Source organism: Marinobacter sp. SS8-8 (assembly GCF_030540945.1).
Lineage (GTDB): Bacteria > Pseudomonadota > Gammaproteobacteria > Pseudomonadales > Oleiphilaceae > Marinobacter.
Window position 1 is genome coordinate 42,168 of the sequence record NZ_JASSVN010000010.1, and the last position, 15,701, is coordinate 57,868.

General features: G+C 59.5%; 17 protein-coding genes. 7 read left to right on the plus strand and 10 right to left on the minus strand.

Annotated elements, in window-relative coordinates; translation table 11 throughout:
* Positions 1-4 precede the first annotated feature (4 nt).
* The 3 genes from hslR (at position 5) to QPL96_RS11465 (ending at position 3,070) form a co-directional block, all read left to right on the plus strand.
* Positions 5-412 (plus strand): ribosome-associated heat shock protein Hsp15, encoded by a 408-nt coding sequence (gene hslR, locus QPL96_RS11455; protein ID WP_303287504.1) that lies wholly within the window; start codon positions 5-7, stop codon positions 410-412.
* Positions 413-488: 76 nt separating this feature from the next.
* Positions 489-1,361, plus strand: coding sequence for an Hsp33 family molecular chaperone HslO (gene hslO / locus QPL96_RS11460; RefSeq protein WP_303287505.1), 873 nt, complete (start codon positions 489-491; stop codon positions 1,359-1,361).
* Positions 1,362-1,534: 173 nt separating this feature from the next.
* Entirely contained in the window at positions 1,535-3,070 is a 1,536-nt protein-coding gene (locus QPL96_RS11465; protein WP_303287506.1) for a phosphoenolpyruvate carboxykinase, read from the plus strand.
* A gap of 113 nt (positions 3,071-3,183) precedes the next feature.
* On the opposite strand, the gene QPL96_RS11470 is transcribed toward QPL96_RS11465, so the two are convergent.
* Entirely contained in the window at positions 3,184-5,250 is a 2,067-nt protein-coding gene (locus QPL96_RS11470) for a TRAP transporter large permease subunit (protein ID WP_303287507.1), read from the minus strand.
* A gap of 26 nt (positions 5,251-5,276) precedes the next feature.
* Positions 5,277-6,344 (minus strand): hypothetical protein, encoded by a 1,068-nt coding sequence (locus QPL96_RS11475; protein ID WP_303287508.1) that lies wholly within the window; start codon positions 6,342-6,344, stop codon positions 5,277-5,279.
* Positions 6,345-6,637: 293 nt separating this feature from the next.
* Between QPL96_RS11475 and QPL96_RS11480 the strand changes: the two genes are divergently transcribed.
* Positions 6,638-6,910: an HU family DNA-binding protein gene (locus QPL96_RS11480; RefSeq protein ID WP_303287509.1), complete on the plus strand. Its 273-nt coding sequence runs from the start codon at positions 6,638-6,640 to the stop codon at positions 6,908-6,910.
* 48 nt (positions 6,911-6,958) lie between these two features.
* Here QPL96_RS11480 and QPL96_RS11485 read toward each other — a convergent pair whose 3' ends face one another.
* The 8 genes from QPL96_RS11485 to gshB all read right to left on the minus strand — a co-directional run bounded on the left by QPL96_RS11485 (position 6,959) and on the right by gshB (position 13,959).
* Positions 6,959-7,963 (minus strand): putative solute-binding protein, encoded by a 1,005-nt coding sequence (locus tag QPL96_RS11485; protein ID WP_303287601.1) that lies wholly within the window; start codon positions 7,961-7,963, stop codon positions 6,959-6,961.
* 230 nt (positions 7,964-8,193) lie between these two features.
* The gene (locus QPL96_RS11490) at positions 8,194-9,501 is read right to left on the minus strand and encodes a dihydroorotase family protein (RefSeq protein ID WP_303287510.1); all 1,308 of its coding nucleotides are present in this window, start codon (positions 9,499-9,501) and stop codon (positions 8,194-8,196) included.
* Complete coding sequence (locus QPL96_RS11495; RefSeq protein ID WP_303287511.1) at positions 9,498-10,511, minus strand: aspartate carbamoyltransferase catalytic subunit; 1,014 nt, start codon at positions 10,509-10,511, stop codon at positions 9,498-9,500. The genes QPL96_RS11490 and QPL96_RS11495 overlap by 4 nt, the downstream gene beginning before the upstream one ends.
* Before the next feature lie 28 nt (positions 10,512-10,539).
* A complete protein-coding gene (gene pyrR / locus QPL96_RS11500; RefSeq protein ID WP_303287512.1) occupies positions 10,540-11,049 on the minus strand; it encodes a bifunctional pyr operon transcriptional regulator/uracil phosphoribosyltransferase PyrR in 510 nt (169 codons plus the stop codon).
* 42 nt (positions 11,050-11,091) lie between these two features.
* Positions 11,092-11,535: a Holliday junction resolvase RuvX gene (gene ruvX, locus QPL96_RS11505; protein ID WP_303287513.1), complete on the minus strand. Its 444-nt coding sequence runs from the start codon at positions 11,533-11,535 to the stop codon at positions 11,092-11,094.
* Positions 11,528-12,094, minus strand: coding sequence for a YqgE/AlgH family protein (locus QPL96_RS11510; RefSeq protein ID WP_303287514.1), 567 nt, complete (start codon positions 12,092-12,094; stop codon positions 11,528-11,530). Before QPL96_RS11510 ends, ruvX begins: the two co-directional genes overlap by 8 nt.
* Positions 12,091-12,957 (minus strand): energy transducer TonB, encoded by an 867-nt coding sequence (locus QPL96_RS11515; RefSeq protein ID WP_303287515.1) that lies wholly within the window; start codon positions 12,955-12,957, stop codon positions 12,091-12,093. The genes QPL96_RS11510 and QPL96_RS11515 overlap by 4 nt, the downstream gene beginning before the upstream one ends.
* A gap of 48 nt (positions 12,958-13,005) precedes the next feature.
* Complete coding sequence (gene gshB, locus QPL96_RS11520; RefSeq protein WP_303287516.1) at positions 13,006-13,959, minus strand: glutathione synthase; 954 nt, start codon at positions 13,957-13,959, stop codon at positions 13,006-13,008.
* A gap of 297 nt (positions 13,960-14,256) precedes the next feature.
* Between gshB and pilG the strand changes: the two genes are divergently transcribed.
* Genes pilG through QPL96_RS11535 form a run of 3 tightly spaced genes read left to right on the plus strand, consistent with a single transcriptional unit; the run spans position 14,257 to position 15,610 of the window.
* On the plus strand, positions 14,257-14,649 hold the full coding sequence (pilG, locus tag QPL96_RS11525) for a twitching motility response regulator PilG (protein WP_008175635.1): 393 nt from the start codon (positions 14,257-14,259) through the stop codon (positions 14,647-14,649).
* Positions 14,650-14,681: 32 nt separating this feature from the next.
* Entirely contained in the window at positions 14,682-15,044 is a 363-nt protein-coding gene (gene pilH, locus QPL96_RS11530) for a twitching motility response regulator PilH (protein ID WP_011787171.1), read from the plus strand.
* Between the two features lie 20 nt (positions 15,045-15,064).
* Positions 15,065-15,610: a chemotaxis protein CheW gene (locus tag QPL96_RS11535; RefSeq protein ID WP_303287517.1), complete on the plus strand. Its 546-nt coding sequence runs from the start codon at positions 15,065-15,067 to the stop codon at positions 15,608-15,610.
* Positions 15,611-15,701: the final 91 nt, after the last annotated feature.

Here is a 15,701-nt window from a genome sequence, read left to right on the forward strand (position 1 = left end):
AGATATGACGGCATCAACCCCTGACGACCAACACGTAAGACTCGACAAATGGCTCTGGGCGGCGCGCTTCTACAAGACCCGCTCCCTGGCCAAGGAAGCGATTGAGGGCGGCAAGGTTCACTACAACAGCCAGCGCTGCAAACCCGGAAGGCTGGTGGAGACCGGTGCCAAACTGACCCTGCGCCTGGGCTGGCAGGAAAAGGTCGTCGTTGTTGATGATATAAGCGACCGGCGTCGCGGCGCACCGGAAGCCCAGAAGCTTTACCACGAAGCCGAAGACAGCGTTAAAAAACGCGAGGAAATGGCCTGGCAGCGAAAAACCATGCAGGCGGCGCAGCTTCCTCCGGCCAGGCGTCCCTCCAAAAAGGACCGCCGGGATATTCAGCGCTTCCGCGAGCAAAACCGCATCTGAACCCATTCATGCACCCCCGCACGTAAGTCGGGATCATCACTGCCAAGACCGGCAGTCCGTTTCCAGGAGACACACAATGGCATCCCGCGACCAGTTCCAGCGTTTTATCTTCGAGCACAGCCAGGTGCGGGGAGCCTGGGTACAACTGGGAGAAAGCTTTCGCGAAATCGGCAGCCAGGCGCCCTACCCAGACACGGTAAGAGGCCTGATGGGCGAAGCCCTGGCTGCCAGCATTCTGATGAGCAGCACCCTGAAGTTCGAGGGCACCCTGTCGATCCAGGCCCAAGGAGAAGGGCCGCTGCGCACACTGATGGCGGAATGCAGCCATGACCGCTACATCCGGGGGCTGGCCCGCTTTGACGAGCACGCCGTCAGCGAGGACAGCTTCCACAACCTGTTAGGCGATGGCCGTATGGCCATCACCATTACTCCGAACAAGGGCAGCCGTTATCAGGGTGTGGTGCCACGGGAACAGGACACTCTCGGTGGCTGCCTGGAAGACTATTTCGACCGCTCGGAACAGATTCCCACCAGCCTGCTCCTGTTTGCCGATGAACATGCCGCTGCCGGCCTGATGCTTCAGCGCCTGCCGGGCGCTACTGACCTGCCGGGCGCCAGTGAAGAGGACGACGACCTCTGGGACAGGGTCAACCATCTCGCCCGGACAGTAGAGGCCTCCGAGCTACTGGAGCTCGACAGTGAAACGCTCCTGCACCGCCTGTTCCACGAGGAAACCGTGCGCCTGTTCGATGCCGAACCGGTCGCCTTCCGGTGCAGTTGCTCCCGGGAGCGCACCCTCGGTGCCCTGGAGGCCATTGGCAGTGGCGAGTGCTACAGCATCCTGGAGGAACAGGGCTCCATCGAGATGGACTGCCAGTTCTGTCATGCTCACTATCGCTTCGACAGAAACGATATTGATCACCTTTTCACAGGCCATACGCTACACTAACAGCTCTTCTGATTCGCCGGGAAGCCACTGATAGCAAGGCTTCCCGGGCAGAGTCGTTTTTTACCGGCGTCTCTGGCATAATAGCGCGCCTGAATTGACCCGATTGTTCAGATTTCCATCAATTTTTGGGGCGACCTGAGCAATCACTAAGACATCCCGAGGGCGAGGTCGAAGTGAGCAACACTTATAATGATCTGAGTACAGCACGACTGGTCGAGGTGGCACTGGCACGTGACGAAGGCCAGCTGGCATCCAACGGTTCACTGGTGGTAAGAACCGGTGATCGCACGGGCCGGTCCCCCATGGACCGCTACATTGTCGAAGAGCCAAGCACCTCTGACGACATCCACTGGGGTCCGATCAACCGTCCGTTTGACGCCGAAAAATTCGACGCCCTCTGGGACCGTGTTGAAGCCTACATTGCCGAAAAAGACCGTTTTGTATCCCACGTTCACGTCGGCTCCGACCCCGAGCACTACCTGCCGGTGAAAATGACCACCGAAACCGCCTGGCAGAACCTGTTCGGCCGCAACCTGTTTATCCGCCCGGACAGTTACAATCCGGCCGACAAGCAGGAATGGCAGATTCTGAACGCCGCCAACTTCGAGTGTGTGCCCGAGCGGGACGGCACCAACAGTGACGGCTGCGTCATGATCAACTTTGCCAGGCGCAAGGTTCTGCTGGCAGGCATGCACTACGCTGGCGAAATGAAGAAAGCCATGTTCTCCGTGCAGAACTTCCTGCTGCCGGAAAAAGACGTGCTGCCGATGCACTGCTCCGCCAACGTGGGCGAAGATGGCGAAACCTGCCTGTTCTTCGGCCTGTCCGGTACTGGCAAGACCACCCTGTCTGCAGACCCGCACCGTTTCCTGATCGGTGATGACGAGCATGGCTGGGGCCCGGGCACGGTATTCAATCTTGAGGGCGGCTGCTACGCCAAGTGCATCGACCTCTCCCAGAAGAACGAACCGATCATCTGGAACGCCATCCGTTTCGGCGCCATCGTCGAAAACGTGATGGTCGACCCGGAGACCCGGGAGCCGGATTATACCGACGTTTCTCTGACCGAAAACTCCCGTTGCGCCTACCCGCTGGAGCACGTCGAAAAACGCGTTATCGAAAACCGCGCCGGCGAGCCGTCTCACATTGTATTCCTGACCTGTGACATGACCGGTGTTTTGCCGCCCGTATCCATTCTTAGCCGCGAAGGTGCTGCCTACCACTTCCTGAGTGGCTATACCGCGCTGGTCGGCTCCACCGAGATGGGATCTTCCTCCAAGCTGAAGTCCACCTTCTCCACCTGCTTCGGCGCACCATTCTTCCCGCGCCCGGCCGGCGTTTACGCAGAACTGCTGATGAAGCGCATGGACGAGTTTGGCAGCAAGGTCTTCCTGGTCAATACCGGCTGGACCGGTGGTCCCTACGGGGAAGGCGAGCGTTTCAGCATCCCGACGACCCGCGCCATCATCGCCGCGATCCAGAACGGCGATCTTGACGATGTGGCAACCGAGCACCTGCCCACCCTGAATCTGGACGTTCCAAAACGCGTACCCGGCGTGGATACCAGGCTGCTGAACCCGCGCAATACCTGGGTAAGCCCGGACTACTACGACGGCAAAGCCCAGGAGCTGATCGGCCAGTTCGTGGAGAACTTCAGGAAGTTTGATGTGGCGGATGCGGTCATCGAAGCTGGCCCCAAGCTGAGCTGAGGCCAAATACTGAAAAAGGGGTCAGATGAAAAGTTCATCTGACCCCGAATTAACTCCGATCCCAAAAGCGCCCTGCCAAAGCACGGCGCTTTTTTGTCGGTGCCTTTTTGCAGTTACCCCGCGTAGAACATCAAAGGTACGAAGGCCACAAGCAACAACGAGATGCCCATGACAATCAGCGGCATGATAATGCGCTCGTGGCGCTGGTAGAAAGTCCCGGGCTCCATCTGTGCGGCCAGCACCTCGGCTTCGCCGACCACCTGCCGGGTCAGCAGGTGATTCAGGGCCACCGGTGGGCTCAGGTAACCCAGTTCAAACGCCACCAGAGTGACCATCCAGAAATGAATCGGATGAATACCGCTGGCGTAGGCAATGGTCGCAACCGTGGCGGTCACCAGGATCACGGCACCGAAGGCGTCCATGATCATGCCCAGGATCACCAGGATGACCACCATCAGCAGCATCGCCGACCAGGCACTATCAAAGGACTGCGGGAAGGTCGCCATGATATGGGAGCGCTCGATCACCCCGCCAATGCTGACTGACAGCCCCAGCAACAGGAGCAGTGCGCCGATCTCGGCCGTTGTGTCGTTGGTGGCGCCACGCAGGCTTCGCTCCAGGCCCTGATGATTAATCTCCCCAGATGCCCTGCCCCTGCGGTTTTTCAGGCTGATATGCTCATACAGCAGGATTGCCAGCATGATCACCGGCAACAGCCGGGGTGCGGAGAACTCGTCCATGCTCACGTCCAGAGCCAGCCAGTAGAACAGCGCCACGACGGCGATCACCAGGACATAGGGAATCAGCGCCTTGAGCGCCTGAGTCATGGCCGGGAAGGCTTCGGCGGAAGATGCCAGGTTGAACTGGCTCTGGCGGTTCACACTCAGGGCCACCAACGCAAACAGGGTGGCGGTCAGTACAAACACCCAAATGCCCCAGCCGAACAGCTCGTCGGTGGTCACTTCCCGGTTCAGATAGGCAATCACAACCACCAGCAGAGAGGGTCGCAAGACCACCCCCAGGGAACCGGACATGGCGGTCGCGGCCAGTGCCAGATGGCGGCGGGCGCCGGCGGCTCGCAACTCACTGTAGATCACCGCGCCAGCTGCAATCACGAAGATGCCGGAGGCACCGGTGTAGGCGGTCGGCACCGCCGCAACCAGAACGGCTACCACGGCCAGCATCTCCGGCGGCATGCGCCAGGGTCGGAAGACATTGAACACCAGGGTGGCAAGGCGGGTCTGCTTGAGCATCATACCCACCCAGACATACAGACCGACATTCAGGAACATATCGGACAGCTCCATCATCTTGCCGAGATAAATGCCGATCCCCGATGCGTGTCCAATCAAGGCGAAATAGGTACCGGATATCAGGCACATAACGGTATAGAGCGGGACGGCCAGAAGGGCCTTGTTCAGGCTGCCACCCTCCCACAGGTCATCCGGCACCCGGAACAGCCGGTACAGACTGGCCAGCGTCAGGCAGGCGAAACCAACAATCCAGAAATTGTGCAGCAACAGCTCTTGCGATGAAACCGCGGTATCCGAGCCCAGGCTGGATTGCCGGAAGATGACACTGGAACCCAGCAACATGGCGTTAGCAATGGTTTGCAGCGTATGGGATACCGTGTAGTCCAGCCGGGTCTCCATCGCACGCATAGCGATGTGATGGCGGGTCAACGTGGCGGTCACCGCACACAACATGACCAGAAGCACCAGAATAAAACGCTGGGATTCCAGACCAAAGGCGATCAGATCGGCAATGAACAGTTCCACTGCCCGGTAGGCTTTGACTCCCGGCGTCAGCTTGTCCTGGAGGTCCTGAAAGCTTCGATGGGCCTGCCGGCAGTCGGCGACAGACCGCTCGATGGCCAGGCGGATATCTGCCGGATCCTTTTCCCCGGCGCCCAGCAAGGCGGCCATGGGGTCATCGACAGGGGCATCCGCGGCCAGTTCGGCAGCCACCGCAGCCTCAATGTCCCGGTCCGGGTCACAGGTGGGCTGGACCGGATCGAAGCGCAGCTTGTAATAGCCATTCCAGAGCTGTTCGCCCCCACGCAACATCTGGTTATGGATATCACTGCTGGTGGAGAAGATGACCACCGCCAGCAACAGCACAAAGGCAGGCAGCGACGAAAACCACTCCAGCCCGCTACGGTGAAAACCGCCCTTCGACATAACTGATTACCCTGGGTATGGAATGGTTACAGCAGATCGTCCAGATCCATGGTTTCAATGTCTTCCTGCTTGTTGTCATCCCAGAAAGTACCAAGCTGGCCAAGCGGTGTACGGTGGCCTGTGTTCTCAACCCAGAGGCGGTCAGAGACTGCCACGATCATATTGGTTGCCATGGCATCCACAAACCGCCAGTCCTCGCTGGCTGGCGTCCTCTCCAGAGACTCGGCATGGTCCCGGATCACCTCGCGGACCATGGCCTCATCACCCCTGTTCAGGGCTGCGATGGCATGAAATACATGGGCCAGTCGAACACCGGCTTCTTCCCCCTGGGCATCCGCAATTTCCAGTCGCTCGAAGGCATCTTCGCCTTCGGGCTGGGCGCCGGGGATCATGGCCCATACGGTTGCCCGCAAAGCCATGGGTGCGCCCCACCACTTGTCATTTTCCAGGCAGCTTGTGGCCCGGGCGGCAATTGAACCGATGTTGGCCGGAACACCAATGGACGAGGTGGACTGAATCTGGGCGTTGAGGGCCTGAAGACCGGATAGCAGGCCGGCCATGTAGATAAACTCGTCCATGTCGTCGTCAAAGTCAGGGCATTCACCATCAGCGGGGTTCCCGTATTGGGCGTTGTGGTGCTGCCATGCCTTGTAATAGCGCCGCGCAGCGACGGTATGGGCCCGCTTCTGACGGATCATCGCATCTTCCGCGGCATTCCCGTTCATGGCGTGCATGGCGGCAAGGGCCTCCAGCTCATACTCCCGCGCCTGTTCATCGGCACAGCCGCCAGCAGAGAGATAGAGCATAACCGCCAGTTGATCCGGCTCACGGGTCACCCGGCCGAAAGACATCAGCAACGGCGCTGTCGCCTCGCTCATGGCGCAACCCATGGCCAGATCATCGCTCTCCATGAGAAAGGGTACGGTGTGATCACGGGAGAAGCCTTGCATGACATCCCCGGTGGTCTTGTACATCATGTGATTGACCGCGCCGCAGCCGCTCAGGATCGCACTGGCTGTGCCGGCTGCCACCAGGTTACGGAAACGGCGTGCCGTAAAAAGCGCCTTGCGGGATGTATTCCGGAAATGGCTCATACTTTCTTCACCTTTTGCGTTTTTGTTCTGATGCACTCTTATGCCAACCAAACGGCCAGACACCCGCTAGCGCGCAGGTTTGTTACAGACTGTAACAAGGCACGCATTATGGCGTACGAGATCCTGTTTTTATGCGACCGATGCCGCAAATGACGCCAAATTACACACTCCTCCACCGCCCGATCATTTGCACAACAGGCCGCGAGCCACTATAGAAGATTGGAGCAACCCGAGTCGGTGTGATTCCGGCCAGTACCAGACTGAAAAGCAGAACTGCAAAAAAGGAGTATCCGATGCGCAAACCTGAACTCGCCGCGGCCATTGCCGACCGCACGGGCCTGACCCGAGACAAGGCCGGTGAAGTGATCACAGCGTTTACCGACCAGGTCTCAGCCGCCGCTTCCCGGGGCGAAGACACCACCCTGACCGGCTTTGGCACGTTCAATATCCGTAGCCGCGAGGCGCGGGAAGGGCGAAACCCGCAAACCGGCGAGACCATTCGCATCCCCGCCAGCAAAACGGTCGGATTCAAGGCCGGAAAAGCACTGAAAGACGAGATTCGATAAGCAGTCAGGGGCCCGCCAACGCGGGCCTGTCTACCTGCCGACCAAATCTCAGGTTCCGGCGACGGACGCGCACTCGGAACGGGTGGCATCAACCCGGCAGCGGATCGCTTTCATCAGCTTGATGGCGCGCTCGTCGTAAACACCATCCTCCAGCAACGACAGGCGCACCTTGCGCAGCATCTTGTCGTACTCTGCGGTGTCTTGCTGTGGCAGCGTCATCCAGATATCCTCAGGGATCTCCGCTTCTGCCTGGGCGATGATTTCGTAAGCCTCATCAATGCGCTTGATGACCTGATCGCGCACCATCTGGCCAGCCGAATCCGGGAACCGGTCACGGTGGATGATTACCTGGAAGTTCATGTAGCCCAAGGCGTACCTGACCACCGCACCGTTTGGCTGAACGCCCTTGTAAAGCTCCAGGGGGGTGTAGGCGACCGCCGGTGCATAGGCCAGATCGACGCTGCCATTATTGAACTTGCCGGCAAAGTTGGCGGAATTGGAACCCACCACCGACGCGCCGACATGGCGAACCATCCGAACGGCGGCCTGATCATAATCCAGGGTAGCGATCCGCTTGCCCTGCAGCTTCTCGACCGAATCGATACTGCGGTCACGGGTGTGCAGGTAAATAGCGCCGCCCGGAAACACACCGGCCACCTCGTAGGGGCCGTCGATCAGGAACGGCCGGGCCTTGGGCTGGCTCAGGGTGTTATACAGCAGCCGCATTTCCTCTTCACCGGGCACGGCGCCCATGGCCTCCAGGCTTCCGGTAAACTTGTTGAACTCACGGGCGCGGGTGCCGGTCAGCAGGACGGCATCACACTGCCCCGCCTTGAAGTCCTCGGCGGCAACCTTCTCATCGGTGTAGGCCCGGAGATCCAGCTTGATGCCACTTTGCAGGGCCGCCGGCTGGAAGGTTTTGATGATGGCGAACAGCGGGCCATTGGCGCCGACCGGGTCGAACACGCAGAAACTGCGTTCAAGGATTTCACTCTGAGCCTGGGCATGACCCAGGGACGGAAATACCAGAAAGGCATAGAGGGCAGCCGCCATGGCTACCCTGTGGGCAAGATTTGCTGATGTCACGGGATGACTCCTGATTTTTATTGTCGGGCACCGGCGGCCAGGCCGAACGTTCCTTGGTCGGCCATGGGCCGACAGCCACAAGAATACGTTGGCACAGGTGCCTGCCATCAAGGCTTTTCAGCAAGAAGGGGAGATTCTGTGATGGTGTCGACAGAGGTACCGTAACCTCTGCCGCACTTTAAGCCGGCGAGCGCGGATCAGGCCGCCGGCTGTTGCCAGGCTTTTCGGCCCTCGGCGAGAGTGAGCCGGACCACGCCCGGCAATTTCCGGTCGGTCACCGGTGCATGGCGACCGGCCGAGACGAGGGTCTGAGCCCCCGGCACCCAGAAGGCTTGCCGATCAAACAGACACAGATCGGCAGGCTCACCCTCCGCAAGACGGGCCGTTCGTCCAAGCACCGAGGCCGGGCCGGTAGTCAGCGCCCGGATCAGGTCCGTCAAAGCCAGCTCGTTCATTTCCACCAGTTCCAGCCCCAGCGACAAAACACTCTCGATGCTGGACAGCCCGTGCTCGGTGGCCGCCATGGGCGCCTGTTTGGCAGCCGTGTCATGGGGCTGATGCTGGCTTACGATGGCGTCGATCACGCCCTCACGGACACCGGCGGTCAGAGCCTGTCGGTCACTCTCACCCCGCAACGGAGGCCGCACGTGGAACCGGCTGTCGAATCCTGCCAGGGCGTCTTCGGTGAACACCAGTTGGTGCATGGCCACGTCCGCCGTTACGGCAATGCCCCGGCGGCGGGCATCCGCGAGCATCTCGACACTGCGGGCACAGGACAACTGGCTCAGGTGCAACCGCACACCGGTTTCCTCTGCCAGCAACAGCATTTCCATCACCGCCGCTGTTTCCGCCACTTCCGGAATACCAAGCAAGCCCAGACGGGAGGTTACCAGGCCGTCGTGGGCATAGCCGTCCGCCGCCAGAGCCTGGTTCTCGGGGCTGAACATCACCGTCAGACCGAAGGTCTGGGCGTAGGCCATGCACCGGCGCAATATCCGGGCATTGCGTACACCCCGGGAGCCATTACCCACCGCCACGCAACCGGCAGCGGCCAGCCCGGCCATGTCGCTGAGCAGATCGCCTTCAAGGCCCCGGGTAATCGCACCTACGGGCAGTACCCGGATAGGCGAGCGGCTGGCGGCACCGTCACGAATCAAGTGGGTAACCGCACTGGAATCGTTCACCGGGGAAGTTTCCGGAGAAGCACAGACGGTGGTAAAGCCACCGTGGGCCGCTGCCCGGGTTTCCGAGGCAATATTGCCTTTCTGGCCATTGCCCGGTTCACGGAGGTTGCAGCAAAGATCAACAAAACCCGGGGCAATCACACAGCCTTCAGCGCTGATGGTTTCGTCCGCCCGCGCCCTGGTGGCCGCCTCACCCATGGCGGCGATCCGGCCATCCCGAATCAGCAAGGCGATGTTTTCAGACTCATTTCCTTCGCCATCGTGCAGACGTCCGCCAGTGATTTTCAGGCTGTTGCCGGTGGATGTTTCAACACTGCTCATGTCTGCCCCCTACCACTCAGTTTCTGCTGCCGCTCGGCCACCTGGCCACCCATGGCCATGGACATGACCGCCATCCGGATGGCGATACCGTTGGTCACCTGATTGAGAATCACGGATTGCGGGCCATCCGCCACCGCGGATTCAATTTCGACGCCCCGGTTGATCGGGCCCGGGTGCATCACAATACACTCCGGATGAGCCAGCGCCAGCTTTTCCTGGTTCAGGCCATAGAGCCGATAAAACTCACGCTCGCTCGGCAGCAGGGCGCCTTCCATCCGTTCTTTCTGGAGACGCAACATGATCACCACATCCAGATCCTTCATGCCTCGGGTCATATCGTACTCAACGGTACACCCCAGACTTTCCACCTCCCTGGGCAGCAAGGTCCCCGGGGCAATCACCCGAACCTCTTCCGCCCCAAGCACATTCAGGGCACGAATCTGGGAGCGGGCCACCCGGGAATGAAGCACGTCACCCACAATGGCCACCTTCAGGCCATCAAAACGCCCCTTGTGCTGGCGAATGGTGAGCATGTCGAGCATGGCCTGGGTCGGATGCGCGTGGCGGCCATCACCGGCGTTAATAATGGCCACGCCCGGGGTGACGCTTTCGGCAATAAAGTGCGGTGCGCCACTCTGGGAATGCCGCACCACGAACATGTCGCTGGCCATGGCCTCCAGGTTCAGAAGCGTGTCGGACAGGGATTCGCCCTTGGAGGTAGCCGAGGTGCTGATATCAAGGTTAAGCACATCGGCAGACAGACGCTTGGCGGCCAGCTCAAAGGTGCTGCGGGTCCGGGTGCTGGATTCGAAGAACAGGTTCACCACAGTCCGGCCGCGCAGCAGGGGCACTTTCTTGATGGTGCGTTCGCCGACTTCAATAAACGAATCGGCGGTATCGAGAATGTCGGTCAGCAAGGCGCAGTCAAGGCCATCGAGCGTGAGAAAGTGCCGCAACTGACCATCCCGGGTCAGTTGCAAGGGGTGCGGGGAAGCGTCGTTTGCGGTCATGGGTCGCCTGTTATCTGTATTCGGAGGTTTACTGTCCGGCTTCCTGGAACTCGATGCGAAGCGGGTCGGGGCCACGGAGCTTGACGCGCTGATGGGAATCCAGTGCCATTGTCCTGCCAGTCACGTCCGGTTGGATCGGCAGTTCCCGGGCTCCTAGGTCGATCAGGGTGGCCAGTATGATACTGGCTGGACGGCCATAATCGAAAATTTCATTCATTGCCGCGCGAATGGTGCGACCACTCATGATGACATCGTCAATCAGGATGATGTCCCGTCCTTCGGTATCAAAGGGCAGACTGGAAGGCTTAACCCTGGGGTTAAGCCCGATGCGGCTGAAATCATCACGATAAAAGGAGATATCCAGTTCCCCGAACGGCTCCTCGATACCAAGACGCTTGCGAAGCACATCGGCCAGCCAGACCCCACCGGTACGAATACCAATGAGCACCGGGGATTCAGCGCCCCGTTGCTCAAGAACCTGGCGCAATCCGGTTTCCATTTGATCCAGTAACTGGTCGATATCAAGCAATGCGGTCATTCATGCCTCACTGTTATTAAAAGCCGGTGGCTATCCACACAATCATTCACCGGCAAGGTCGCCCTGCAGGCCAAACCAGGTTTCCAGAATCAGAACCGCCGCCCGGTCATCCACCCCATGGCGGCCAAAGTCGCGACTGCCACCGGCTGCCATTACATCGCCCTTGGCCTCAAAACTGGTCAGGCGCTCGTCCACCATTTCAACCGGCACATGGTAACGGCCGTGGAGGCGCTTGCCGAACTTGCGAGCCCGGGCACACATGTCGTTCTCGGTGTCGTCCATATTCAGCGGCAGACCAACCACCACCAGATCCGGACGCCACTCCTGCAGCAGCATTTCAATCCTTTGCCAGTCCGGAATGCCGTCCCGGGCGGCTATCAGCGCCACGGGCTGGCCGGTTCCCAGCATTTCCTGACCGCTGGCAACCCCGATCCGGCGGGTCCCGAAATCAAACGCCATCACGCGCCGGTTACCGGTCTCAGGCATGGCCAACCGATTCACTGAGCTGGTTAAGATCAATGCCAATGACTTCAAGCACGGCCCTGTAACGATCTGCCCAGGGAGTCCGGAACAGGATATCCGTGGTAGCTGGACACGTGAGCCAGGCGTTGCTGCCCAGCTCGTCCTCCAGCTGGCCCTCGCCCCAGCCCGAGTACCCGAGCGCCACCAGGTATTCCTCCGGCCCTTCCCCGCGGCCAATGCCTGCCAGGACATCACGGGACGTGGTCAGCAAAACGTCTTCGGTCACCTTTGCAGTGCCCTGCCAGTTGGTCCCGGGAGGATGCAGGACAAAGCCCCGCTCCGGCTGCACCGGGCCACCACTGAATACCGGTAAGTCCAGCTCACCTCCAGGCAGGTCCAACTGCTCCAGAATCTCACCCAGATGGATATCCAACGGGTGATTGATCATCAATCCCAGGGCACCATCATCGGAATGCTCACAGAGATAGATGACGCCGCCATGGAAACGCGGGTCGGCCAGGTAAGGCGAAGCCACCAGAAAGTGGTGCCGCAGGCTGTGGGGAGAATGTTTTGACGCTGTCATCCGGATGTCAGCCCCCGACGCTGGAACGACCAGGTACGTATGATTTCAAGTTCGTCCACCTCTTGCCGCATTTCCTCGGGGAAGGGGGCAAAAGGTGCGGACATTCTGACAATCCGGATGGCGGCATCGTCCAGGACGGTGCTGCCGGAGGACTGCAGAATCGCCACTTCTTTGAGGGTGCCGTCTTTCTTCAGGGACACCAGCATCCTTAGTGTGCCATAGATTCCGGCACGACGCGCCTCGGTGGGGTAGTTGATATTGCCAACCCGGGTCACCTTGGTCACCCAATTCTGTACGTACCAGGCGTTGGTGGATTTGAGTGTGGAGGCTGCGGTTACGCGCATCACCCTCGGCTTCCGGGCGTAGGCCCTTTGCTGGGCGTCGAAGCGGGCCTCCAGGCTGGCGATCTCAAGACTGCGCTCCATCAGGCTCTTTTTCTTGCGCACCGGCAGTGGCTCTTCTTCCGGTGTCGCCCGCTCCTCCGGCTGCCGCACTTTCTGACTGGACCGGCTTTCGGTCTGCACCACCGTTTTTTCCCGGCGCGGCTGCGGCTCGGTCTGTGCCGGTGGCTCCGGCCGGACCCGCGCCACTTCCGGCTGGCTGGCATCGGCCGGCTGGGGCGTGGTCATTTCCCGGACCTCTTCTTCAGTACCACTGCCCTGCTGGCTGACCTGGGCCAGAAAGTCCGCTTTCTCCGGTGCTTTCCCGTCATCAGACCGGGCGAGGGTAATCTCCATGGCCTGAGCGGACGACCGGGGCGGTTCAGGCGCAAAGCTGACCCCCAGTACAACAATGGCGTGCACCGCCAATGCCATAAAAAGGGTGAAGGAAAACCGGTCAAAGTCGCTTACCTGAGCTGCCATTGCTGATCTTGGTCCCGTCGTTAAACCTGCCCCGCCCGTGTTGCCGGGTTACGCCTGTCCCAGACGCTTTGCAATGGCGTCCATCAGCATGCCCCCAATATCGATCCCGAAGGCCGTATCAAGCTCCCGGATGCAGGTCGGGCTGGTAACGTTGATCTCGGTAAGATAATCACCGATCACGTCCAGCCCTACAAAAATCAGGCCTTTCTCCCGGATCACCGGCGCCACACGATCACAGATTTCACGGTCCCTGGGGGTCAGCTCACGGCCCTCGCCCCGCCCGCCAGCGGCCAGGTTGCCGCGATTCTCTCCCTGGGATGGAATTCGCGCAAGGGCATAGGGCACCGGCTCACCGTCAATCAGCAGAATGCGCTTGTCGCCCTCACTGATTTCCGGGATGTATTTCTGGGCCATGGCCTGATGGCTGCCATAGTTGGTCAGGGTTTCAATGATTACCCCGAGATTAAAGTCATTTTCCCGGATACGGAAGATGGAGTGACCACCCATGCCATCCACCGGCTTCATGATGACATCGCCGTGCTCGGCATAGAACTTCCGGAAACGGGCCGCCGACCGGCTGACCAACAGCGGTGGTGTCAGATCCTCGAACTGGGTGGCAAACAGCTTTTCATTGCAATCGCGCAGTGTCGAAGCAGGATTGACCACCAGCGCGCCCTGTTGCTCGGCCGACTCCAGAATATAGGTGGCCATCAGGAACTCCCGGTCCACCGGAGGGTCCTTGCGCATCAGGATCACATCCAGATCGCCCAGAGCCCGGTCCTGGCCCGGGCCGAAGCTGTACCAGTTCTCGGGATCCATGTGCACGGTCAGATCCCGGGTGCGGGCCATGGCCCTGCCGCCATCCAGATACAGGTCCGGCAACTCCATGTACTCGATCTGCCAGCCCCGTTTCTGGGCGGCCAGCAACATGGCCAGTGAACTGTCTTTCCGGAAGTGGATATCTTCAATCGGATCCATCACGATCCCGAGGCGGACGGTCATAGGCTCTCTTGCGCTCCTGAAGGTTAAAAACACGAACCGGTCTGCAGAGTGCACCGGGCAAACAGTGCTATGCTGTGAAACCAGATGGTATTGTACCCGAGCTGCGAATGCATCCGGAGAAATCCTCAGTCAGTTACGTGACGTTGCGGGCAGAAGTACATTTGGACACAAACTAATACTTTTTATCCGGCCATTGATAATCTATAAATGAGCGGGGTTTATAGAAGAACCCCGGGGTTTGTGTTAAAAACTCCGTTCTAAAATAATGACAGTCGCTGAGCGCAAGGCAGTTGGACAATGGATGACAACTTCGAGAACTTGAAGATCATGGTGATCGACGACAGCAAAACCATACGTCGCACCGCGGAAACCCTTCTGAAAAAGGTCGGCTGCGAGGTCATCACCGCAACGGACGGCTTTGACGCTCTCGCCAAGATTGCCGATTCCCAGCCGGACATCATTTTTGTCGATATCATGATGCCCCGCCTGGACGGCTATCAGACCTGCGCACTCATCAAGAACAATTCCTCCTTCAAAAAGACGCCGGTTATCATGCTCTCCAGCAAGGACGGGCTGTTCGACAAAGCCAAAGGCCGGATCGTCGGCTCGGACCAGTACCTGACCAAACCGTTCAGCAAGGATGAGCTTCTTAATACCATCCGCCAGTACGTTCCGCAGGCGGAACAGTAAACCTGCTGACCCCAAGAACCATCGAGGAAACCATGGCCCGCATTCTGATTGTTGACGATTCCCCTACCGAGGTTAAGAAAATTTCCACCATTCTGGAAAAGCACAAGCACGAAGTCCTGACGGCCGATAATGGCGCGGACGGCGTTGCCAAGGCCCGTGCCGAAACCCCGGATCTGGTTCTGATGGACGTGGTTATGCCGGGTCTGAACGGCTTCCAGGCAACCCGTCAACTGACCCGCGCGCCGGAGACCGCATCCATCCCCGTGGTTATCGTGACCACCAAGGATCAGGAAACTGATCGTGTATGGGGCACGCGCCAGGGCGCCAAGGGTTATCTGGTCAAACCGGTTAACGAAGACGATCTGATCAAAACAATCAACAGTCTGATTGCCTGATCCCCAACCGTGGAGTATGCATGTCCGCCCAGGCCGCCCCTTTTGCCGTTCTGACGGATATCGCCCAACGCAGCCGGTCCCTGGCCGCCGGTCTGCCGGAGCAGCAGGAAGCCGTTGAACTGTGGAACGGCATTGGTTTCGTTCTTGCGGGTGAACGCTACGTTGCCCCAATGGGCGAAGTCACTGAAATCCTGCACGTCCCCCGGTTCACCCACATTCCCGGGGTTCGCCCGTTTCTGCTCGGAGCTGCCAATGTTCGTGGCCGACTCCTGCCTCTTGTCGATCTCGCCGGCTTTTTTGATATCCCCCGCTCGTCCCGAAGCCAGCGTGAGCGCCGGGTACTGGTGGTTGAACAGGGGGACATTTTCAGCGGGCTCGTGGTCGACAGCGTACTGGGCATGCAGTACTTCGCAACAGACAGTTTCAAGGATGCGCCCGAAGGCGTACCTGAAAACGTTCGGCCGTTTGTCTCAGGCGGTTACGAGCGCAACGAAGAAGTCTGGAAAGTGTTTTCGGCCGTCGACCTGCTCGAAGACGAACGCTTCCTGGACGTCGCACAGTGGTAAGGGTGGTGACAATGGCAGGAACATCACCCTGACCGCCTGAAACCCGATAAAACAAACTTGCCAATTTCTTGAAGAGGCCGGGAGCCAGAAA